20 protein-coding genes are annotated in these 20,704 nt (G+C 45.9%); 9 read left to right on the forward strand and 11 right to left on the reverse strand.

The genetic code is table 11. The annotated features are described in order from the left end of the window. Positions 1–176: 176 nt before the first annotated feature. Positions 177–578: an META domain-containing protein gene (locus tag AAEU32_RS07885; RefSeq protein ID WP_421969980.1), complete on the forward strand. Its 402-nt coding sequence runs from the start codon at positions 177–179 to the stop codon at positions 576–578. On the opposite strand, the gene AAEU32_RS07890 is transcribed toward AAEU32_RS07885, so the two are convergent. Then, positions 575–973: an acyl-CoA thioesterase gene (locus AAEU32_RS07890; RefSeq protein ID WP_421969981.1), complete on the reverse strand. Its 399-nt coding sequence runs from the start codon at positions 971–973 to the stop codon at positions 575–577. The two genes, AAEU32_RS07885 and AAEU32_RS07890, sit on opposite strands and share 4 nt — an antisense overlap. A 71-nt stretch (positions 974–1,044) precedes the next feature. Here AAEU32_RS07890 and AAEU32_RS07895 point away from each other — a divergent pair, with 71 nt between their 5' ends. Beyond that, positions 1,045–1,773 carry an SDR family NAD(P)-dependent oxidoreductase gene (locus AAEU32_RS07895; RefSeq protein ID WP_421969982.1) on the forward strand — a complete coding sequence of 243 codons (729 nt, stop codon included), beginning with the start codon at positions 1,045–1,047 and terminating at the stop codon, positions 1,771–1,773. After that, complete coding sequence (locus AAEU32_RS07900) at positions 1,774–2,619, forward strand: amidohydrolase family protein (protein ID WP_421969983.1); 846 nt, start codon at positions 1,774–1,776, stop codon at positions 2,617–2,619. Positions 2,620–2,781: 162 nt separating this feature from the next. On the opposite strand, the gene AAEU32_RS07905 is transcribed toward AAEU32_RS07900, so the two are convergent. Continuing rightward, the gene (locus AAEU32_RS07905) at positions 2,782–3,111 is read right to left on the reverse strand and encodes a 5-carboxymethyl-2-hydroxymuconate Delta-isomerase (protein WP_421969984.1); all 330 of its coding nucleotides are present in this window, start codon (positions 3,109–3,111) and stop codon (positions 2,782–2,784) included. 184 nt (positions 3,112–3,295) lie between these two features. Between AAEU32_RS07905 and AAEU32_RS07910 the strand changes: the two genes are divergently transcribed. The 5 genes from AAEU32_RS07910 to AAEU32_RS07930 all read left to right on the forward strand — a co-directional run bounded on the left by AAEU32_RS07910 (position 3,296) and on the right by AAEU32_RS07930 (position 7,741). Next, positions 3,296–4,075, forward strand: a complete 780-nt coding sequence (locus AAEU32_RS07910; RefSeq protein ID WP_421969985.1) for a hypothetical protein — start codon at positions 3,296–3,298, stop codon at positions 4,073–4,075. Then, entirely contained in the window at positions 4,072–4,692 is a 621-nt protein-coding gene (locus AAEU32_RS07915; protein ID WP_421969986.1) for a LysE family transporter, read from the forward strand. The genes AAEU32_RS07910 and AAEU32_RS07915 overlap by 4 nt, the downstream gene beginning before the upstream one ends. Next, the gene (locus AAEU32_RS07920; protein WP_421969987.1) at positions 4,689–5,189 is read left to right on the forward strand and encodes a gamma-glutamylcyclotransferase family protein; all 501 of its coding nucleotides are present in this window, start codon (positions 4,689–4,691) and stop codon (positions 5,187–5,189) included. Before AAEU32_RS07915 ends, AAEU32_RS07920 begins: the two co-directional genes overlap by 4 nt. Beyond that, positions 5,186–6,733 carry a serine hydrolase gene (locus AAEU32_RS07925; RefSeq protein WP_421969988.1) on the forward strand — a complete coding sequence of 516 codons (1,548 nt, stop codon included), beginning with the start codon at positions 5,186–5,188 and terminating at the stop codon, positions 6,731–6,733. Before AAEU32_RS07920 ends, AAEU32_RS07925 begins: the two co-directional genes overlap by 4 nt. Positions 6,734–6,811: 78 nt before the next feature. Beyond that, positions 6,812–7,741, forward strand: a complete 930-nt coding sequence (locus AAEU32_RS07930; protein WP_421969989.1) for a histone deacetylase family protein — start codon at positions 6,812–6,814, stop codon at positions 7,739–7,741. Positions 7,742–7,746: 5 nt separating this feature from the next. On the opposite strand, the gene AAEU32_RS07935 is transcribed toward AAEU32_RS07930, so the two are convergent. Further along, complete coding sequence (locus AAEU32_RS07935) at positions 7,747–8,031, reverse strand: hypothetical protein (RefSeq protein ID WP_421969990.1); 285 nt, start codon at positions 8,029–8,031, stop codon at positions 7,747–7,749. A gap of 74 nt (positions 8,032–8,105) precedes the next feature. Between AAEU32_RS07935 and AAEU32_RS07940 the strand changes: the two genes are divergently transcribed. Further along, positions 8,106–10,640, forward strand: a complete 2,535-nt coding sequence (locus AAEU32_RS07940; RefSeq protein WP_421969991.1) for an EAL domain-containing protein — start codon at positions 8,106–8,108, stop codon at positions 10,638–10,640. Here AAEU32_RS07940 and AAEU32_RS07945 read toward each other — a convergent pair. The 8 genes from AAEU32_RS07945 to prmA form a co-directional block, all read right to left on the reverse strand. Then, positions 10,588–11,418, reverse strand: a complete 831-nt coding sequence (locus tag AAEU32_RS07945; protein WP_421969992.1) for a DUF2797 domain-containing protein — start codon at positions 11,416–11,418, stop codon at positions 10,588–10,590. The genes AAEU32_RS07940 and AAEU32_RS07945 overlap by 53 nt on opposite strands. Before the next feature lie 64 nt (positions 11,419–11,482). After that, positions 11,483–13,918, reverse strand: a complete 2,436-nt coding sequence (locus AAEU32_RS07950; protein ID WP_421969993.1) for an EAL domain-containing protein — start codon at positions 13,916–13,918, stop codon at positions 11,483–11,485. A gap of 222 nt (positions 13,919–14,140) precedes the next feature. Next, entirely contained in the window at positions 14,141–15,424 is a 1,284-nt protein-coding gene (purD, locus tag AAEU32_RS07955; protein ID WP_421969994.1) for a phosphoribosylamine--glycine ligase, read from the reverse strand. Between the two features lie 13 nt (positions 15,425–15,437). Further along, entirely contained in the window at positions 15,438–16,259 is an 822-nt protein-coding gene (locus tag AAEU32_RS07960) for a class I SAM-dependent methyltransferase (RefSeq protein WP_421969995.1), read from the reverse strand. A gap of 103 nt (positions 16,260–16,362) precedes the next feature. Then, positions 16,363–17,949, reverse strand: coding sequence for a bifunctional phosphoribosylaminoimidazolecarboxamide formyltransferase/IMP cyclohydrolase (gene purH / locus AAEU32_RS07965; RefSeq protein ID WP_421969996.1), 1,587 nt, complete (start codon positions 17,947–17,949; stop codon positions 16,363–16,365). A gap of 227 nt (positions 17,950–18,176) precedes the next feature. After that, positions 18,177–18,467 (reverse strand): DNA-binding transcriptional regulator Fis, encoded by a 291-nt coding sequence (gene fis / locus AAEU32_RS07970; protein WP_005491017.1) that lies wholly within the window; start codon positions 18,465–18,467, stop codon positions 18,177–18,179. Between the two features lie 25 nt (positions 18,468–18,492). Continuing rightward, on the reverse strand, positions 18,493–19,458 hold the full coding sequence (dusB, locus tag AAEU32_RS07975; protein WP_421970097.1) for a tRNA dihydrouridine synthase DusB: 966 nt from the start codon (positions 19,456–19,458) through the stop codon (positions 18,493–18,495). A 300-nt stretch (positions 19,459–19,758) separates the two neighbouring features. Continuing rightward, positions 19,759–20,637 (reverse strand): 50S ribosomal protein L11 methyltransferase, encoded by an 879-nt coding sequence (gene prmA, locus AAEU32_RS07980; protein WP_421969997.1) that lies wholly within the window; start codon positions 20,635–20,637, stop codon positions 19,759–19,761. Positions 20,638–20,704: the final 67 nt, after the last annotated feature.

Consider the following 20,704-nt stretch of genomic DNA (forward strand, 5'->3'; position numbering starts at 1 on the left):
TCGGTACCTGTTATACACTTTATACTAAAGTGTATAAGGGTGTAAAAAGGAAGTTAAATGTTACGTTTTAGAGCCATTTATGGGATCACAAATAATGCAAAAGCAGTGGCTTTGATTTAGCATACCGCCCCTTGTGTCCATAGTCGGACAAACCGGCTTTTAAAAGGGTTATAACAGTGATTATAAAATGGGTGAGTGCGCTACTTATCTGTATATTGATTGCTGGTTGTGCATCAACAGAGCAACGTTTGGCGAATGAAATGAAGTTTCAGCGTTGGCAACTTGTTATGATTGATTCGCAACCTATTAATACTACAGCTTATATTCGCTTTATTGATGCGATGCAATTAGAAGGTCACAGTGGTTGTAATGACTTTTTTGCCAGTACAGAAGTTGTTGAAAGTACTTTGCTTGTGAGCAATGTGGGGATGACCTACAAACTGTGTGCACAGCAACAGGGCCAGACAGAACAGGTATTATTAGATACCTTGAAATCAACGCCTTCATTGAGTGTCAGTGGAGTTAGCCTAACATTAACTGGCTCACACACACTGACGTTTGCTGCACAAGCAAATTAGATTGAGTCACTAAACAAGCTGTCGAGTTGCTCTGGTATGAAAGGACGCCCCTGAGCATTGACTGAGGTGCCAATCACTTTGGCTTTGAGCGCTAGTTTGTCATCGCTGGCGCGGTAAATGTGCTGGATAAACGCAAATTTCAATCGACTCTCACGCAGCACTTCTACCGTTACGTAAAACTCATCTCCTGGTACTAAAGAGCTCTTATAATCCATTTCACTGCGCACCACCACTAGGTTAATTTTATCCTTCGCGAGTGCGACAAAGTCAATGTTCTTCGCTAACAAGAACTCATGGCGAGCATGTTCTAAGTAGTTGAAGTAAACACTGTTATTAACTATTCCTTGCAAATCGCATTCGTAATCGCGTACTTTCATAGTAAGACGAAAAGTCATTTTAGTTATTCCTATAATTTAATTTTGGGCTGATGCTAGTATTAGCTCAATAGTACATCAAGGCATTAAGTATGAGTGAAGTCGCTATTGTAACGGGTGGAAGTAAAGGAATTGGTCTGGCCATTGTAGAAAAATTGGCAGAGCAAGGCTACCGAGTATACAACTTGGACATCGTAACCTCAGATAAAGGGGAATACCGCCATTGCGATATGCGTGATGTGTCTGCTGTACAAAGTGTTATCGCAGATATTTGCGAGCAAGAAGAACGCATTGATGTGCTGGTCTGCAATGCTGGCATACACCGCAGTGCCAATATTGAACAAACATCACAAGCACTGCTCGATGAAGTCATCGCGCTCAATATTAAAGGTGCTTTTGCTGCAACGCAGGCAGTGTTGCCTTCAATGCGTGAGGCAAAGCAGGGCTCAATAATCTATTTGGCGTCAGACCAAGCCCTCGTGGGTAAGCGTAATTCTTTTGCTTATAACCTTTCAAAAGCAGCTTTGGCATCTATGGCCAAAACCACAGCGCTCGATTATGCCGAATTTGGTATTCGCGCTAATGCTGTGTGTCCCGGCACCATTGAAACCCCATTGTTCCATGCCGCGATTGATAGTTACTGTGAGCGCTCAGGCGAGCCAAAAGACAAAGTTGTTGCTCAAGAAGCGTCACTACAGCCGCTGGGACGACTAGGTCAACCAGAAGAAGTTGCAGAGCTGGTGGCTTTTTTGGCCAGTGACAAGGCGCGATTTATTACCGGGTCGCTGCAAGTTATCGACGGTGGTTACACGGCGCAGTAAATGACTCAACGTATCTATGACCCTCATGTGCACTTCTTTGCTTACAGCAAAGGGAATTATTTTTGGCTAAAACAAGACGGTGAACCGTTTTGGCCGCAAAAAACACTGATCAGGAAAGATTTTAATCGCGCCGATTTAAAACTCGGCCCTGATTTCATTCTCGAAGGTGTAGTGCACATTGAGGCGGGGTTTGATAATCGTGATCCGGTGCGAGAAACGCAGTGGTTACAAAGCCAAGGGTTCAAAGACAGTGCCATTAGTTATGTCGCTATCGACCTGCCTCATCAGCACTTCGCCAAAGCCTTGGATAAGGCCGATAGCGCGATATTGAGAGGTATTCGAGATATCACTGAAGGGGATGACGCAGAGCGCCTTTTAGACAGTAATGTCGATGACAATCTGGCGTTACTCAGTGCTAAAGGGTTGATATGGGAAGCTCAGTTTGATGTCAGTGATGAGCGTTTGTGTAATGGTGTGGTTGACTACGCTCACAATCACCCAAATTTGATAATAGTCATCAATCATGCTGGGTTACCGACGCGTGCTAATTGGTTGCAATGGCAAAAAAATATCGCTTTGCTGGCAGCGAATCGAAACGTATTTATTAAGTGCAGTGGTTGGGAAATATTGCAACCTGATGCGGGAATGGCGTGGAAAAAACAGGTGATAAGCTTTGCCATTAGTGTTTTTTCGAGTAAGCGAGTGATGCTGGCCAGTAACTTTCCACTGTGTTTGTTTGCATCGTCATATGCCGAATTATGGCAAGACTACGCGCAGCTCAATTTACCTGATTTTGACAACCTTGCATTTGCTAATGCCGCGCGTTTGTACGCTATTCACCCATGAGCGTTGACACCTCTGGGCGGCGCCCTTGGGGTATTTTGTCTGCGTTATCGCCTGACTGACATAGAATCATGACTGACATAGAATCACTATGCGACGCAGACTCTGCCTTGCCAAAATACCCCAATGACTGCTGCAAAATCAAACGGCACAGGTCAACACGCCTTAACTCTTCAGGTAGATCTCAGGATTTAACTCGCGAACATCAACACTGAGGCAATACGAACGCCGACAGTAGGTACGCAGACACTCTAGAAGGTGTTGGCTCAATAGCTGTTTTTGCTGTGTCGTTCGCCCCGCCATTATGTATGCGCAGATGTGAATGAAACCATCCTTTCCTTCACCAAGTTTATAGTGCTGATAGGCCACAGCGCGGGTTTTAATCGCAGGTAAATCGAATAAACCACTGCTGAAGGTGGCTTGATGCACTTTCTCTACCAATACCTGGGGTAATACCGGCAGGTCTTCAGAATGTTCAATAATGATATGGGGCATAACTAAACTCGTAAATTATAAGCTCAGTGCTAAGGGGTTTAGCACATCTGTTCGAAAATGCCAAAGGCCGCACCATTATTGTGTTAAATAAGGGGACAATCAAGAGGGATATCGTCTTATGTCGCTGTTATTTTTTATTTGAATTGGTATGCTAGCAAAAGATAATTAGCGCTAAAAAAAGAATATGTTTAACTGGCTAAAACCCGCACCCTTGCTAGAACAAAGTGAACAACAATGGCTCCTCGATACTTTTTTGTGGGCATATGAGCACTTTGATGGCGATTACTTTATGAAGCACAGCCAATTGGTGCTTCCTACCAATGAATTTTTCTCAGGTCGCAGCACCAGTGTTGAGCAAATGGCCAGCCAAGTGTTTGCGCAGGTGAAGCAGTATGCAGGATTACAGCAGTGGCCTGTTGAGCTTGTTGCGCCTGCACGCATGACTCAACAGCCATTTCCTGTGATGCAGTTCGCAGGGCGTTTGCGCGGTGAACAGGCACAACTGGTTGCTCAAAATGGGGTGGTGTATATGTCATATAACCCGCAACAGATTAATCAGCCGCAAGACCTTATTGCCAGCTTTGCGCAGACTTTTGCCCGCGTAATGGTGTATCAAGCACGACAAATGCCACCAGGTGGAGAAGAATTTGTGAATGCTGCGACTGAGGTAATCGCGAGTTTCTTTGGTTTTGGGGTGATGTTGTCTAACACGGTTTATCAGTTCCGCGGTGGCTGTGGTAAATGCTATAACCCTTATGCTAATCGCAGCAGCGAGTTGTCTGAATTACAGCACGTGTTCCTATTGGCTTTGTTTTGTCATGCCAAGGGCATAACAGGGGCTCACAAGCACTTAAAAGGGCACTTAAGAAGCTACTTCAAAAAGGCTACGAAGGAGATTAAAGCGCTCAGTGAGCAAAGTGCCGATCCACTGTTGCTGTCATTAATTGCAGAGGATGCTTCATGAGCTATTGGCCTGAATTTGCGGCTATCGCTATTGCGCATTTCTTTGCCGTTGCCAGTCCGGGCCCTGATTTCGCTGTAGTACTTAAAAACAGTGTCAGTTATGGCCGTGCCAATGGTTTGGCTACCAGTGCAGGAGTAGGAGCTGGCATATTAGTACATGTTGTGTATTGCTTGTTAGGGGTGGCCTTATTGATTTCCCAAGCGCCTACGGTGTTTATGGTGCTCAAATATGTAGCCGCAGCATACCTTGCCTACCTTGGCGTGCAGGCGATTCAGGCGAAACCGTCTGCATTAGGTGATGACGTACAAAATACCGGGCAGCACCAAGGCTTATGTGTGGCGTTTCGTCGCGGCTTTTTAACTAACGCCCTCAACCCCAAAGCAACCTTGTTTTTCTTGTCGTTATTTACGCTGGTGGTATCAGTTCAAACACCTAAAGTGGTGCAGTTAGGCTATGGCATTTACATGGCCTTGGCGACATGGCTATGGTTTTCGTTTTTATCCGTTATTTTGTCAAAGGTGACGGTAAGGCAATTTTTCAATGCCAAAGGCTTTTGGTTTGATAGAGCGATTGGTGTGGTGCTAATTGCACTGGCAATACAGGTGGTACTGTTATGACACGTTATTACTTTTCTTTTGGCTCAAATATGTCAGCGCAACGGATCAAGGCACGTTTGCCTAATGCCAAACGAGTGGGAGTTGCTCATCTCAAAGGGTATAAACTGGCATTTGATATGTTGAGCTTAGATGGCTCGGGTAAGTGTACCATTCATCCTCACGAGCACAGCTCTGTGTATGGTGTGGTATGGGAGCTTGAGTTTCATGAACAAGAAGAATTACACCATATTGAGGGGCCGCGTTATGACATTACCCATGTAGATGTCACTTTAACGCATAATCAAGAAGCGCTGGTTGCATATTGCTACATTGCCAACACCATAGACAAGGTCGCACTGCCATATGAATGGTACGTTCAACATGTGCACTTTGGTGCCATAGAAGCGAACTTGCCCGAGCACTACGTGCAAAGTATAAAAAATCAAGCAAGCGTTGAAGACCAAGATGCGGCGCGTCATCAACGTGAAATGCAGATCCATTTAAAGGACAAAGAATGAAACTTAAGTCACTCCTGCTTAGCTGTGCAGTGTTAGCTGGTGTTCACTTTAACGCTGTTGCTAAATTAGATGAGAATAAAATAACACAGGCTATTGAGCGCTCCATGGCGCGCTTTGATGTGCCCGGTATGGCCGTTGCTGTGGTGGCCGATGGCGAGGTGTTCTACGCCAAGGGGTTTGGCGTTCGTCACCTTGAGACTCAGCAGCCCGTTAACGCAGATACACTCTTTGGTATCGCCTCAAACACTAAGGCCTTCACCAGTGCAGCGCTCGCGATGCTAGTAGATGAAGGTAAGCTTAGCTGGGATGACAAAGTCATTGACCATTTGCCGGAGTTTCGTTTGCACGACCCTTATGCAACTCGTGAAATGAGCATCCGCGACTTACTCAGCCATCGCAGTGGGTTGGGGCTTGGGCAAGGCGATTTGATGATCTGGCCTGATACAGACAAATCAGTTGAGGATATTCTTGCGGGCCTACAGCACCTCAAGCCGCAGTCGAGCTTTCGCAGTAAATATGCGTATAACAATTTGATGTTTGTCACCGCAGGGGAAGTCGTAGCTCGAGTCAGTGGTATGAGTTGGCAAGATTATGTGGAGCAAAAAATGCTGACTCCGTTGGGGATGAAGCAATCACGTGCTGGTTTCTCTCGCATAGATGAAGATAACACCAATTTCGCCACGGGCAACATTCCACTCAACGGTAAGTTACATCCATTTTTTGTTAACTATTTAGAGGATTTTCGTGGTGCGGGGGCGATTGCTTCTAACGTCAATGAGATGAGTTTATGGCTTAATACACAATTAAACGGCGGTGTAATGGCCAGCGGCGAAACTCTTTTCTCCGAGCAGCAACAGCAGCAAATGTGGCTATTGCACATTAACCGCCCCGCTTCAAAAAGTGCGTTTGAAGCTTCGCGCCAACAATTTCGAGGGTATGGTTTAGGCTGGTCAATCGAAGACTACCATGGCTATAAACGAGTCGGTCATGGTGGCGGTATTTTGGGGATGGTGTCGCAGGTCTCTTTGATCCCAGAGAAAAAGCTCGGTGTGGTGATATTGTCGAACCAACAAGCATTTGCAGCGTTATCAGCGGTCACTGAAGAGATCTTTGAGCAAGCATTGGAGCTAGAAGACAAAGACTACGTTGAAATGTATGCGCAGCGCCACTTTGCTGACAAAGAAAAGGCGTATGCGGGTGCTAAACCAGCGCTTGTTGAGGATTATCAAAGCGCACTGCCAGCAATTTACTATACAGGCACGCTGCATGATAACTGGTATGGCGATGTGGTGATTGAAGAGCTTGATGGCAAGTTGCGCATCGACTTTACCCACACCAAGCGTCTCAAAGGTGAGTTGGTTCACCACAGTGGCAATACCTTTGTGGTTAAGTGGGACGAACCTTTATTGGAAGCCGATGCTTTCATAGAGTTCACTATGGATACGCAAAACAAAGTAAAAAGCGCAAGTATGCGTGCTGTATCGACTAATGTGACAGACTTCAGTTTTGATTTTCGCAATTTAGATTTGCGCCCTAAGTCTTAGCAACTAACACCAAAGTCGCAAGGCTGGGCACTTGCGACTTTGTTAAGCTCTACACTCTCAGTGCAACGGAAGCGAATCATGTCACGCATTGCTCTTATTTCTCATCCTGCTTGTCGACGCCACGATATGGGAGCAGAACACCCTGAATGTGCAGCACGCCTGGATGTTATTCAAGACCGGATTTTGGCCAGTGGTCTTGATTTATCACTGACTCAAATCAGTGCTACAAGAGCGCAGCGAGACGATTATCTAAGAGCCCATAGTGAGCAACTCGTTAGTTTAGTCGAGCAGCGTATCCCCAAAGAGGGCTACGCAGATTTAGACGGTGACACGCACCTGTGCCCACATACCATGGCATCTGTGGAGCGCGCAGTGGGGGCTGGGTTAACCGCGGTTGACGCAATACTTGGCGGTACAATCGACAGTGGTTTTTGTGCTGTGCGCCCACCAGGCCACCATGCAAGCCAAGACCACAGTGCGGGGTTTTGCATTTTTAATAACCTAGCTATCGCGGTGCGCTATGCGCAAAGCAAAGGCATTGAGCGTATCGCTGTTCTCGATATTGATGTACATCACGGTGATGGCACACAAAGCATTTTTGCACAAGATGCTAACGTGTTGCTGTGTTCACTCTATCAAAACCCGCTTTATCCAAACCCTGAGCCAGTAGAGCGCGCAAACCTTATTCAATCCCCTTTGCCGCCAGCCAGTGATGGCAATGCATTACGCCAAGTGGTGCAAGAGCAATGGTTACCTTCATTAACGCAGTTTGCGCCACAGATGATCTTTGTATCAGCAGGATTTGATGGTCACATTGAAGATGACATGGCGGCACTCAAATTTGTCGAGCAGGATTATGCGTGGTTTAGTCAGTGTATTGGTCAATTTGCTCGTACGCATCAGGTAAAAGGGATCGTGTCATTTTTAGAAGGTGGGTACCATCTTTCGGCGTTGGCGCGCGGTGTTGAACACTACCTACGCGGTCAGCTTGCTGCGTTTGATGGTTAAACTGTTTATAAATCTAACTCTTTAAGTAGCGCAAAGATCTGATTTTCATCATCAAACTGTAATTTTGCGGTGCAACAATAGCCTTGAGCGCTAACGTATTTTTTTGCCGCATCACATAACTCTTTCCACCGATTAACGCATAAATCACCCTCTGGTGAATAGTAGTTTCCTGCACTATCAACAACAAAGAGTAGTTGGTGGTTGTAGCGACTTTTATATTCTGAGTGGTCCTTTATAAGGTCCGTAAAATCAGGCTCTACAGCGATAATTGGGTACAGAAATTGCGTCATTTTATTGTCCTAGGTCAAGCCTACTTTTTGCACGTTTTATTAGTATGTGAACGTTATTCTCAATGGGATAAATTATGCAACTCAGTACTAGGGATTTCAAAGTAAAGGATGCGTCGACCTCGCCACTGTATTTTTGTGCCGCCGATGACACCGTGCTTAATGTTGTCGCATTTATGCGCAAACATAAAGCCAGTGCTATTGCACTATGTGAGCAGGAGCAAGTGGTGGGTGTATGGACTGAGTCTGATTGTATCAAAATGCAGTCACAGCAACGAGGCTATGAAAACCAGCCAATCTCGCGATTTATGTCATCCCCTGTACATACGATTTCCGAAAATGAAAAGCTCAGTGACGCAGCACTAAAATGTGTGAATTTAAAGATACGTCATCTTATTGTGGTTGATGTGCATAATCAGCCCGTGCGTTTATTATCGTTAGCCAATATTGTCGATAGTCAGGGGTTAGAGCATTACTTGCACTTGAAACTGATTGGCGACCATTACGACAGTGATGTGCCTCGTGTTAGAGGGGATAGCAGTGTCACCTTTGTGGCCAAACAAATGGCGACGTCAAATACTCATGCTGTGCTGGTGGAGCATGATGGCAAGCTTGGTATTATCACCGCAGCTGATGTGCTTGATATGTTGTTAGAAAATGACGAACAACAAGCATGTTGGGCCTTTGCCAGTAAGGAATTAGTGACAGTAACGAACCGTGATACTTTGCTGTGCGCTTATCAAAAATTGCATCATCACCGCATTCGCCACCTCGTGGTCGTTGACTCAACCAGCACAGGTGACAAAGAGCTTGGTGTACTAACACTCAAACATATCAATACTGAGATTGAGTCGGCGTATTTGAGTGAGCTCAGAGCGGTACTTGCTGAACGAGACTCGGCACTACAGGCATCACAAAAAGACTTGTACCTTGCAAACAAAATCATCGCAGCGTCGCTTGATGGCATTATGATCACCGATCAAAACGGGGTGATTTTGCAGGTTAACCCAGCGTTTACCCGGTTGACTGGCTACACCAGTAAGGAGGTTGTTGGTAACACGCCTCGCATTCTGAGCTCTGGCAAGCATGATGATGATTACTACAAACGCATGTGGCAAACCATCAAGCGTCATGGTGTGTGGCAAGGAGAGATATGTAACCGCAGAAAAGACGGTGACACCTATTTGGAATGGTTAACCATCATTGAGATAAAGGAAAAAGGTGAAGATAACGTGGTGTACGCTGGAATATTCAGCGACATTACAGAGCGTAAAGCATCCGAGCGAAAAATTGCTAAATTGGCGTACTTTGATGACTTAACGGGTCTGCCAAATCGGCGCTTATTTAAAGACCGTTTAAGTGTTGCGATGGCACACAGCCAAAGGCAGCAACAAAAGCTAGCGGTGATGTTTATCGACCTTGATCACTTTAAAGGAGTAAACGATAGCTTAGGGCATAGCATAGGCGATGAACTGCTCAAACAGGCCGCGCAACGACTGCAACACTGCGCTCGCAGTGGCGACACATTGGCGCGTCTCGGTGGCGATGAATTTACTCTTTTACTCAATGAAGTAGACAGCCTAGATGAAGTCATTCAATGTGCTGAGCAGGTATTGTCACAGTTTAATGCCAGTTTTGCGCTTGCGCAGCGCAGTATCAATGTCACTACCTCCATTGGTATTGCTATGTATCCAGATGATGGCAGCTCTATTGAGGAATTACTCAAGCATGCCGATGTCGCCATGTATCGCTCAAAAGACTTAGGTCGCAATTCATATCAGCTTTATAAGTCGACTATGAATGCGCGCTCTTTAGAGCGTTTAACGATGACTAGCCGTATAAAGCAAGCGCTCCAAGAACAGGAGTTTGAGCTGTTTTTGCAACCCATTATAGATGGTAATACGTTCACCTTGGCTGGGGCTGAAGCTTTACTTCGTTGGCGTGACAAGCATTGCGGGATGATCCCGCCTTGCCAATTTATTCCCTTGGCTGAGGAGTTGGGCTTGATCACCCAAATCGACTTATGGGTGATAGAGCAAAGTTGCCAACTGCTTGGCCAATGGCAGGCATCAGGACAGTGGCAAGGGCGTTTAGCTATCAATATTTCTGCAGCGCACCTTTGCCAAGATGGTTTGGTGGCAAAGCTACAAGCGGCTATTGAAAAGTATGATGTAGATGCGAGTCAATTGGAGCTGGAGATCACAGAGTCCAGTTTCATCGAGTCTTTTTCACAAGCTAAAAAAGTACTTAATGGGTTAAAGGGGTTGGGAGTGCGCATTGCTCTGGATGATTTTGGTACGGGTTACTCTGCACTGAGCTACTTAACTAAACTGCCGATTGATAAACTCAAAATTGACGCCAGTTTTGTGAGTAAAGTCCCCGATGAGTATGGTAACAGTGAAATAGTCAGTGCCATTGTTGCGATGGCAAAAAGTTTGAATTTGGAAGTGGTTGCAGAGGGGGTCGAGAAAACCTGTCAGCAAGACTTTTTAAAAGCCTTGGGGTGTGATTATCTGCAAGGCTACCTAATTGGTAAGCCTTGCAGCAGCGCAGACTTTGCTATGCGCCATAGTCTACCTCAACCTCATAAGCACCAAATTTACGAATGTTGATTACACCCGTATCAAAAATGAGGTATTGCCCTTTGATGCCATGAAGCACACCACTCACACCGGCTTCTTTATCAAAATTGAAGGAACTAATTTTCTTTGGATAGGTGCTAACTGGGTAGCTAATAGTAACGACCTCTTCGTCTAGCACCTCGATTGCCGTAGCACCAAACAGCTCAGCCAATTCATCTAATTTGTCTTTGATTTGCGGTAACAGTTCATCACGGGCAGCGAGTAAATCAACATCTACCGACGTGCCTTTGAGCATATTGCGCCAATTGGTTTTATCAGCGATGAACTCGGCCAACGCAACTTCCACTAACCCCGACTGAAGGCGAGTTTGCACTTTGATAATTGGCAGTGCAGCTGTAGCGCCTTGGTCAATCCAGCGCGTTGGGATTTGCGTATGGCGGGTGATGCCGACTTTTAAACCTGAGGTATTTGCGAGATACACATAGTGTGGGATCATGCAGTTCTCTTCTCCCCACTGCGGCTCTCTGCAAGTACCTTGTTCAAAATGGCAGGTTTCCGGCTTCATAATACACATGTCACAGCTGGCGAGTTTACGCATACAAACAAAGCAGTGGCCTTGTGAGTAACTCTTTTTAGTTTTCTTACCGCAACTGCTGCAAAAAATGTTGCCTGTGTGAGTGATAGTCAGAGGTTTGCCAATCAATCCATTTAAATCTATGAGCTCTTCGCCAACAGGAAGTTGGTAGTGGACAGTGTCAGCTGGCGTTGCGCCTAGCTGTGTTTTCATTTTTTTTAGTGTCCCTTGCATGTATCACTCCGACGCAATTGTTAAGTCGTTATGGTATCAAACAAAGACGCTCAATGCATGTGAGTTAATGCTGGTTACGATGCTCGCTTAGCCACTGCACATACTCGCCAATAGGCATGGGTTTTGCGAACAGGTATCCTTGTCCTTTTTCGGCACGATATTCTCGCAATAGTGCAGCGACTTCTTGCGTTTCTACGCCTTCAGCAGTGACCTGCAAACCAAGGTTATGAGCCATATTAATCGTCGTGCGCACAATGGCTTGATGATGTTCGGAGCTGGCCATGGAGATAACAAAGTGCTTGTCTATTTTTAGCTCACAGAAGGCGTACTCAAGCACGTATTCTAATGAAGAGTAGCCTGTTCCATAGTCATCAAGGACCACAAGAACGCCTAATTGTGCAAGCTCAGAAATGAGCGTTTTGAGTGCTTGAATGTCGTCAACCAAGGCTGACTCTGTGAGCTCGAGCTTGATTTGGTGTGGCTCAATGTGATTACTCTTGAGGATATATGCGAGTTTATCGGCAAAGTCGTCAATGTGAATATCACGAGCACTAATATTGATAGATACACAGTGTGCGTGCCATGCACCATTTTGTTCAGCGATATCGTGACATACTGTATTGATGACCCACATTGTTAGGTCATTGATAAGACCGACTTGCTCAGCGAGTTTGATAATATCTTCAACCGTGAAATCCTTATTCTGTACTCCAGGCCAGCGCAATAAGGCTTCGGCTCCACTGACTTGCAACGTATCTAAATCAACCTGAGGCTGATAATAAATACGCAGTTGTGAGTGGCTGATGGCTTTTTGCAGTTTTGCGGCAAGCGCGAGTTGGTTGCTGTTACCCGTTTCTTCGTTATCCAAATAAATAACAGACTGTAACTGAGCACTTTTCCTTTGCAAGGTGTGACAGGCATATTCGATACGCTGTTTTACATTGCCATGCAGTGTGGTGCTTTCAATCACTGCAATGTGATAGTCAGATTGCAGTGTTAAAGTCTCAATATCAAATGCTTTATCAAGGGACATGATCATCTGGCTGAGCGCATCATGCATGTTTGTTCGGTTTTGAGTATCTAACATAAACGCTAAGCAACCACCGTTGAGTTCCACGACTTTCTCATCGCTGTGATGCACGATTGGCAAGCAGTTCATGTGTAGCAGGTTTTGGTTGATGTTTTGCGCCACGTTGCGCAGTAAATTGTTACTTTGCTCAACGCTGAGTATTTTCTGCAACCCTTGATAAGTGTTCATATAAATCACGCATAAACAAAATGGTATGCCACTCGATTGCAAGCTCTCAACCTGTTGGCTCAAGGTTGTGTAGTTGAGTAATCCACTGTGAGAGTTGTGCGTAGCATGGTACAGCGCTTTTTTACGCTGATACCGTACTCTGTCGGCCAGAGCCAGTGCCATCAGGGCAATTTCAATCAAGCTGCCGAACAAAAATGCATGGCGAGTAAGGTAGTTATATTCCAACACCCCAGTGAGTTCGAGCGGTTGCACAGCAGCAGAGCAGACTAAGGGGAGCCATGAAATGATATAAAACTTCGCCCAGCGAAACCCTGAAACAAGCTTTTTATAAATGAGCCACAAGCAAATAATGTATAGCCCAGGCATCGTTAAAAAGAACAATGGCGCACTATAGTACTCAGGCAGCCACGCACTGATTATGCACAAGACTATGAGCAGCTGTAAGTAACGAATCGCGATAGTATAAGGGCGCTGTTTATCCTTGTAATACCGCAAGAACATAATACAAAAGCCCAGAGTGGTAATCGCGATGGCGAAGTTGCTAATGATGACTTTGTGGTGGAAGTAGAGTTGCCAATCCACTGGCCATAAATAAAAACCATAACCCAATACCGTACCGAGCAAGGTCATTACCGATAAAATATAAGCAACATAAACTAGGTAAACGCGATCACGAATACTGAAGTACAAAATAAGGTTGTATACAGCGGTCATAAGCAGCACACCCACATACACACTCCACAGTGAAAAAGCGCTCAGAGTAAGATGTTCAAACTTCTCTCGCTCGTGAATGGTGATGGGCGTTTTACTAATGCCTGATGTGTTGATGGCCACTAACAGGTACTGTGTTTCGTTTGCGGGCAGTGTAAAGGCATAATGAGGTAATGCGTATTGCAACGAACTTAAGCCAAGACGGTGATCACCCAAGCTCAGGGACTCGAGGAGCTGTTGTTGTGAATCTAAGTGATACACCGTTAGCTTATCAAGCATTGGGTTATCAAACCGTGCTACTAACTCTTTGTTTTGCTCTCTGGTATTCGTTAGCTCGATACTTAGCCAATATTCCTCAGTCGAAAAACGCCAAGGTACTTGCGCCCAAGAGCCTGACTGAAACAGGGCGTCTGATTGCGATAGTACTTTTGCAAGGAGAGTAGGCTCATCAAGCACAGCAAAGCGCTCATTGACCACAACATCACGATGCTCAGAGATATTATCACCGGCATAAGAAGCGAGGTTTGTCATGAGCACAAACACGATCACGCATAAAGTCGCGAACAGTAAATAAGCGATAACATGATAAAAATTGACTCGTGAATGCAAAAGAGTGTCAGCTTAGTTCCTTTATCTGTTGCCAAATTGTAGCAAAGGAATACAGATGGGCATGTTTTAGAGTGTAAGAAATTACTGCAGGCAACAAAAAAGCGAAGCTGGCGCTTCGCTTTTTATGAATAAACTCACTGAGACTTAGCTTTCGCGTGCAATTGCGCGATAAGCGATGTCAGTGCGGTACTCAACACCGTCCCAGCTAATTTCTTTAACAAGCTCGTAGGCGCGTTGCTGAGCTGCAGTCACCGTTTCACCCAAAGCAGTTGCACACAGTACGCGTCCGCCAGCAGTCACCACGTTGTCACCGTCTTGCTTCGTGCCTGCATGGAATACTTTCTCGCCTTCTGCGTATTGAACACGCAAACCTGAAATAGCATCACCTTTAGGGTAAGAGCCCGGGTAGCCTTTTGCTGCTAGTACAACACCTACCGCAGCGCGTGAATCAAACTGGATGTCAGTTTTATCTAGTTCTTCACGGTTAGCGGCTTCAATCAGCTCTACAAGGTCTGATTGTAAACGCAACATAATAGGCTGTGTTTCAGGGTCACCAAAGCGGCAGTTGTACTCGATCACTTTAGGTGTGCCATCAGCTGCAATCATCAAACCAGCGTAAAGGAAACCTGTGTAAGGGTGACCTTCGCTAGCCATACCCGCAACCGTTGGGTTAATGACTTCATTCATAATGCGATTATGAATGTCTGGAGTAACGACTGGTGCAGGAGAGTATGCACCCATACCGCCAGTATTTGGACCTTGATCGCCATTATAAGCACGCTTGTGGTCTTGGCTGGTGGCAAATGGTAAGACGTTTTTACCGTCAACCATTACGATAAACGATGCTTCTTCGCCTTCGAGAAACTCTTCGATTACAACACGGCTACCAGCTTCACCAAAAGCATTGCCTGCAAGCATGTCACGGACCGCTTCTTCGGCTTCGGCTTCGGTCATGGCGACAATAACGCCTTTACCTGCAGCTAAGCCGTCGGCTTTAACAACAATCGGTGCACCTTGCTCTTTGATGTACGCAAGTGCTGGCTCGATTTGTTCAAAGGTTTTGTAAAACGCAGTTGGAATGTTGTGACGTGCTAAGAAGTCTTTCGTGAATGACTTTGAGCCTTCTAGCTGCGCCGCACCTTGCGTTGGGCCAAAAATAGCTAAACCTTGTTCGCGGAAGGCATCAACCACACCAATAACAAGCGGTGCTTCAGGGCCAACGATGGTCAATTCAACCTGATTCTCTTTCGCAAACGCGATAAGCGCATCGATGTCTTCAACGCCGATGTTCACATTTTCTAATTTTGGCTCAAGTGCAGTACCAGCATTACCCGGTGCTACAAATACTTTCTCTACTTTGCTTGATTGAGCGGCTTTGAACGCTAAAGCGTGTTCGCGGCCGCCACTGCCGATGACAAGTACATTCATGGGCTTATAAATCCTATTGCGGTTTGATGAATTTCAGCGTCATCCGGTCACTTTCGCCGATCGCTTCATATTTTGCGCGATCTTCATCACCCAAACTCAGGCTAGGTGGTAAAGTCCACACGCCTTTAGGGTGGTCGGCGAAATCTTTTGGATTCGCATTGATTTCACTTTTATCTGCTAATTCAAATCCAGCTTCTTGTGCAAGCGCAATCACCCAACTCTCTTTCACATAACCTGAACGTTTTGCTTTCGCTGCATCGCGTGATTCAGGTAAACGGTGATCGACAATACCGAGTACGCCACCAGGCTTAAGTGCTGTGTAGAATGCGCGCATAGCATCTTTAACACCTTGCTCGTCTGCGTTCATGTACCAGTTGTGCAGGTTTCTGAACGTCAGCACCATGTCAGCGCTGCCTTCAGGGGCGATGCTGTGATGTGTGCCTGGGTAAAACTCAGTCAGGCGGATCTCTGAGTACTCTTTGGTGTTGGCGATTTTATCTTTGAACTTTGCCAAAGAGTTTTGGTAGTACTTCACCTGCGAATCAGCAGGAAAGTGGGCTGCGTATAAGACACCTTCACCTTTGAGTAATGGTGCAAGAATATCTGTGTACCAACCGCCACCAGGAGAGATCTCTACCACCGTCATTTGCGGAGTAATACCAAAGAACTCAAGGGTTTGCACTGGGTGACGATACTGATCTCTAGCTTGAGCTTGCTCGCTGCGCAACTCGTTTTGGGTTGCTTCAGTGAGCATTTCAGTTACCGAGGTCGCCGCGCATGCATTCAATGACACAGCAAGGCTCGCTGCAACTAATGTTTTTAAGCTAAATTTCATAATCGAATCCTTGTGTAGTTTTTATGTGCAAACACAACATAGCAGAATGATTTGATTAGTCTATGAAAATGCGCCAGAGCATACATGCACTGGCGCTTTGTTTTTAGTGGCGGAAGTGGCGCATACCGGTGAAGACCATGGCCATGCCGGCTTCGTCAGCTGCTGCAATGACTTCTTCATCACGCATTGAACCGCCCGGTTGGATAACCGCAGTGATACCCGCTTGCGCAGCTGCATCGATACCGTCACGGAACGGGAAGAATGCATCCGATGCCATAACTGAACCTTTCACTTCTAGGTTTTCGTCTGCTGCTTTAATACCTGCGATTTTCGCAGAGTATACGCGGCTCATTTGGCCAGCGCCCACACCAATGGTCATACCGTCTTTTGCGTAAACGATGGCGTTTGATTTAACAAACTTAGCGACCTTCCAGCAGAACATTAGGTCTTTAAGTTCTTGCTCTGTAGGCTGACGCTTTGAAACAACGGTTAAATCGCCCATCTCTACCATGCCTTGGTCGCGATCTTGTACTAAGATACCGCCATTCACACGCTTGATATCAACACCCGTTGTTTTCGCTTGCCATTGACCACACTCAAGTAGGCGTACGTTCTGTTTCGCAGAAACGATTTGCGCAGCTTCTTCACTGATGCTTGGTGCAATGATTACTTCTACGAATTGACGCGCGATGATAGCTTCAGCTGTGTCTGCATCAAGCTCACGGTTGAAGGCAATGATGCCACCAAATGCTGATGTAGGGTCAGTTTTGAATGCGCGGTCGTATGCTTCAAGAATATTCTCACCTACAGATACACCACACGGGTTAGCGTGTTTCACGATCACACAGGCTGGCGCGTCAAACTCTTTAACACACTCAAGTGCTGCGTCAGTGTCAGCAATGTTGTTGTATGAAAGGGCTTTACCTTGGATTTGTTTTGCCGTTGCAACTGATGCTTCTTCGATGTCGTTTTCAACATAGAATGCTGCGTCTTGGTGCGAGTTTTCACCGTAGCGCATATCTTGTTTTTTCGTGAATTGCATGTTGATAGTGCGCGGGAATTTGCTTTCAACCGCGGCTTCTTCAGTGTAATCAGGCACCATTTTACCGAAGTAATTTGCAATCATGCCGTCGTACTGTGCTGTGTGCTCAAAAGCAGCAATCGCTAAATCGAAGCGTGTAGCGTGAGTTGTTGAGCCGTCATTCGCTTTCATTTCAGCAACAACGCGGCCGTAGTCGCTTGCATTGACTACAATCGTCACGTCTTTGTGGTTTTTCGCTGCAGCACGAACCATAGTCGGACCACCGATATCGATGTTCTCGATTGCATCTTCAAGCGTACAGCCTTCTTTGGCGACTGTTTGCGCGAATGGATACAGGTTTACAACTACCATGTCGATTGCGTCGATGTTGTTTTCACTCATCACGCCTTCATCTTGACCGCGACGCGCTAAAATACCGCCGTGGATTTTCGGGTGGAGCGTTTTTACACGACCATCCATGATTTCTGGGTGACCTGTATGATCAGATACTTCCGTTACCTTGATGCCGTTGTCTGCAAGTAGTTTGCAAGTGCCACCGGTAGAAAGAATTTCAACGCCGTGAGCTGCAAGCTCGCGAGCGAAATCAACGATACCCGTTTTGTCAGATACGCTTAGTAGAGCGCGACGAATTGGACGATGTGTATCCATGGTAGTTTTTGTTACCTCAGTTGCGTAGATAATCTTGTCTTAGGCTCAAACCGGCTTAATCCGTGCTCGATACCTTGGGGTTAGACAAGGAGTTTGCTTAGAAACCCTATTTTAAACAATGTTGCGGTGTTAGAACACCCTATGCCAATGGCATAATTTTCACGTGTGGGTGAAAATAAAAAAGCACCCGAGGGTGCTTTTAGGTGCAGCGCGAGGCTGCGATTAAATTAGTTCATGCCGTACTTTTTAAGCTTCTTACGAAGAGTACCACGGTTGATACCTAGTAAGATTGCTGCACGGGTTTGGTTACCGCGAGTATACGTCATTACTTCTTCTAGAAGTGGCGCTTCTAGCTCAGAAAGAACAAGGTCATAAACGTCTTGTACATCCTGGCCGTTAAGCTGCTTTAAGTAGTGGTGAACAGCTTTTTTAACAGCGTCGCGAAGAGGCTGTGGTTTCTCTTGTGACTGAACGTGAGCGTTAGTAATAAAAGGAGAAGTCACATTTTGTTCAAACATCTTTATATGTCTCTTTCTTTCTGGATTAGCAATAAGTTTCAAAGTATTCATTTAGTGCATCAACCTGAGCTTCAGGTGTTTCTAATGCATTAAATACTCGCCTAAATTGACCTTCTTGGTCATGAGCTTGCAAATACCATCCAACATGTTTTCGAGCAATCCGCGGCCCCATGGGCTCACCGTAGAATTGATGAAGATTAACTAAATGCTCCATCAGGATACTGCGCACCTCTTCAATGCTAGGAGGTGGAAGTAGTTCTCCGGTTTTTAAATAGTGGTCAATTTCCCTGAAAATCCAGGGGCGACCTTGAGCGGCTCGTCCAATCATGATGGCATCTGCGCCCGTATACTCTAGTACCTGTTGTGCTTTTTGCGGTGAGGTAATGTCACCGTTAGCAACTACAGGAATTGACACTGAGCGTTTCACGGCTCTGATCGTGTCGTATTCAGCAAAGCCTTTGTACATACATGCACGTGTGCGCCCATGTACGGCTAATGACTGAATACCATTGTGCTCAGCGATAGCTGCAATCTCGACACCATTGCGGTTGTCCGTGTCCCAGCCGGTGCGGATTTTTAATGTGACGGGCACATCAACCGCTTCGACCACTGCTTTAACAATGGACTCGACTAAGTCGGGATACTGCAATAAAGCAGAGCCTGCGAGCTTTTTATTCACTTTTTTGGCAGGACAGCCCATATTTATATCTATGATCTGCGCGCCATTGGAAACGTTAAATTGTGCCGCTTGTGCCATCAGTTCTGGATCAGCGCCGGCAATTTGCACTGAGCGAATACCTGATTCACCACTGTGATCCATACGTCCCATCGATTTGGCGGTTTGCCAAACTTTTGGGTTTGAAGACAACATTTCTGAAACTGCGAGTCCCGCGCCTAAGCGACGGCACAATTGCCGAAAAGGGCGATCAGTGATCCCCGCCATCGGAGCAACCATTAAGTTGTTTTCTAACTGGTAAGGACCAATTTGCACAGTGTTACAATTCACCTCGTTTCAAGGGGCGCTAAGTTTACGGTTTTTTGAGAGAAAATCAAAGGCTATAAATTGAACAAAAGTGGTTTTTTTTTAAACTTTTTGTATTGACATTTTATAACAAGCTGAGGTGTGAGTTGTTTTGTTTAATAAATAACCACACCCTTGAAATGGCTGATGTGTAGCGGTGTTGATGGAGCGTAAACAGTGTAAAAATAGTGCGAGAAGTGCATTACAGTGGCTGCACACCACTGCAATGAAAATGAACAAAAGTGATCTGGACGTATCGATCTTGGCTGTTTAGTTTTTAACCCCATTGATCCGCACCCATTCACCTTCTTGAGCGATAGGCTCAAGACTGACTTTGTGCTCATAGCAACATGCCACAGAATCAGCTTGCTCAGCAAGAACACCTGAGAGCGCTAGTTCACCACCTGAGGCCAATAAACCAATGATCACTTCGTTTAATTCACGCAGCGGCTGCGCCAAGATATTTGCGACCACCACATCCGCTTCGAAGCTCGGTTGATTCTCTGGCAGATACACTTCCAGCTGGTCGGCCACACCATTGCGCTGAGCGTTATCGATACTGGCATCAAGCGCCTGTTGATCGATGTCGATGCCAATAACACGTTTAGCGCCTAGTTTGATAGCAGCAATGCCTAGGATGCCAGAGCCACAACCGAAGTCGACCACGGTTTTGCCGGTTAAGTCTAAGCTTTCAAGCCAACGTAGGCACAAAGCGGTGGTTGCGTGTGTACCAGTACCAAAGGCAAGGCCTGGGTCGAGCATGACATTGACGGCTGTCGGGTCGGGTACATCCAGCCAGCTTGGGCAAATCCATAAGCGTTCGCCAAACTTGATTGGTTGGAAGTTTTTCATCCACTCACGTTCCCAATCCTTGTCTTCGAGCTGTTCTATTTTGTAATGAAACTGCTCTTTAAGTTCCGGCTGTTCTTTTAAATACTCAACCACAGCTTGCATATCATGAGTTGCTTCAAATAAACCAATCACTGTAGTTTCAGCCCAATATCTAATTTCACCTGGCTGTGGTTCGAAGATAGGCGTGTCTTTGGTGTCCATAAAAGTGACTGACGGACAGCCAACATCCATTAGGTGGTCACTGATTGCATCTGCCGTTGCTTCGGTAGCGCGAATGCGGATTTGAATCCAAGCCATGTTAATCCCCATGTAGGACGAATAATGATAAGTGATACCAACCCACATAAATATCTACATCCTTAAG

It is taken from the genome of Pseudoalteromonas maris, assembly GCF_049257235.1.
Lineage (GTDB): Bacteria > Pseudomonadota > Gammaproteobacteria > Enterobacterales > Alteromonadaceae > Pseudoalteromonas.

Bases quoted from the DNA above. Each gene is read 5' to 3' on its own strand.
- AAEU32_RS07890 (WP_421969981.1), bottom strand. From the start codon at position 973: ATGACTTTTCGTCTTACTATGAAAGTACGCGATTACGAATGCGATTTG.
- AAEU32_RS07895 (WP_421969982.1), top strand. From the start codon at position 1,045: ATGAGTGAAGTCGCTATTGTAACGGGTGGAAGTAAAGGAATTGGTCTG.
- AAEU32_RS07900 (WP_421969983.1), top strand. From the start codon at position 1,774: ATGACTCAACGTATCTATGACCCTCATGTGCACTTCTTTGCTTACAGC.
- AAEU32_RS07905 (WP_421969984.1), bottom strand. From the start codon at position 3,111: ATGCCCCATATCATTATTGAACATTCTGAAGACCTGCCGGTATTACCC.
- AAEU32_RS07910 (WP_421969985.1), top strand. From the start codon at position 3,296: ATGTTTAACTGGCTAAAACCCGCACCCTTGCTAGAACAAAGTGAACAA.
- AAEU32_RS07915 (WP_421969986.1), top strand. From the start codon at position 4,072: ATGAGCTATTGGCCTGAATTTGCGGCTATCGCTATTGCGCATTTCTTT.
- AAEU32_RS07920 (WP_421969987.1), top strand. From the start codon at position 4,689: ATGACACGTTATTACTTTTCTTTTGGCTCAAATATGTCAGCGCAACGG.
- AAEU32_RS07925 (WP_421969988.1), top strand. From the start codon at position 5,186: ATGAAACTTAAGTCACTCCTGCTTAGCTGTGCAGTGTTAGCTGGTGTT.
- AAEU32_RS07930 (WP_421969989.1), top strand. From the start codon at position 6,812: ATGTCACGCATTGCTCTTATTTCTCATCCTGCTTGTCGACGCCACGAT.
- AAEU32_RS07935 (WP_421969990.1), bottom strand. From the start codon at position 8,031: ATGACGCAATTTCTGTACCCAATTATCGCTGTAGAGCCTGATTTTACG.
- AAEU32_RS07940 (WP_421969991.1), top strand. From the start codon at position 8,106: ATGCAACTCAGTACTAGGGATTTCAAAGTAAAGGATGCGTCGACCTCG.
- AAEU32_RS07945 (WP_421969992.1), bottom strand. From the start codon at position 11,418: ATGCAAGGGACACTAAAAAAAATGAAAACACAGCTAGGCGCAACGCCA.
- AAEU32_RS07950 (WP_421969993.1), bottom strand. From the start codon at position 13,918: ATGACAAACCTCGCTTCTTATGCCGGTGATAATATCTCTGAGCATCGT.
- purD (WP_421969994.1), bottom strand. From the start codon at position 15,424: ATGAATGTACTTGTCATCGGCAGTGGCGGCCGCGAACACGCTTTAGCG.
- AAEU32_RS07960 (WP_421969995.1), bottom strand. From the start codon at position 16,259: ATGAAATTTAGCTTAAAAACATTAGTTGCAGCGAGCCTTGCTGTGTCA.
- purH (WP_421969996.1), bottom strand. From the start codon at position 17,949: ATGGATACACATCGTCCAATTCGTCGCGCTCTACTAAGCGTATCTGAC.
- fis (WP_005491017.1), bottom strand. From the start codon at position 18,467: ATGTTTGAACAAAATGTGACTTCTCCTTTTATTACTAACGCTCACGTT.
- prmA (WP_421969997.1), bottom strand. From the start codon at position 20,637: ATGGCTTGGATTCAAATCCGCATTCGCGCTACCGAAGCAACGGCAGAT.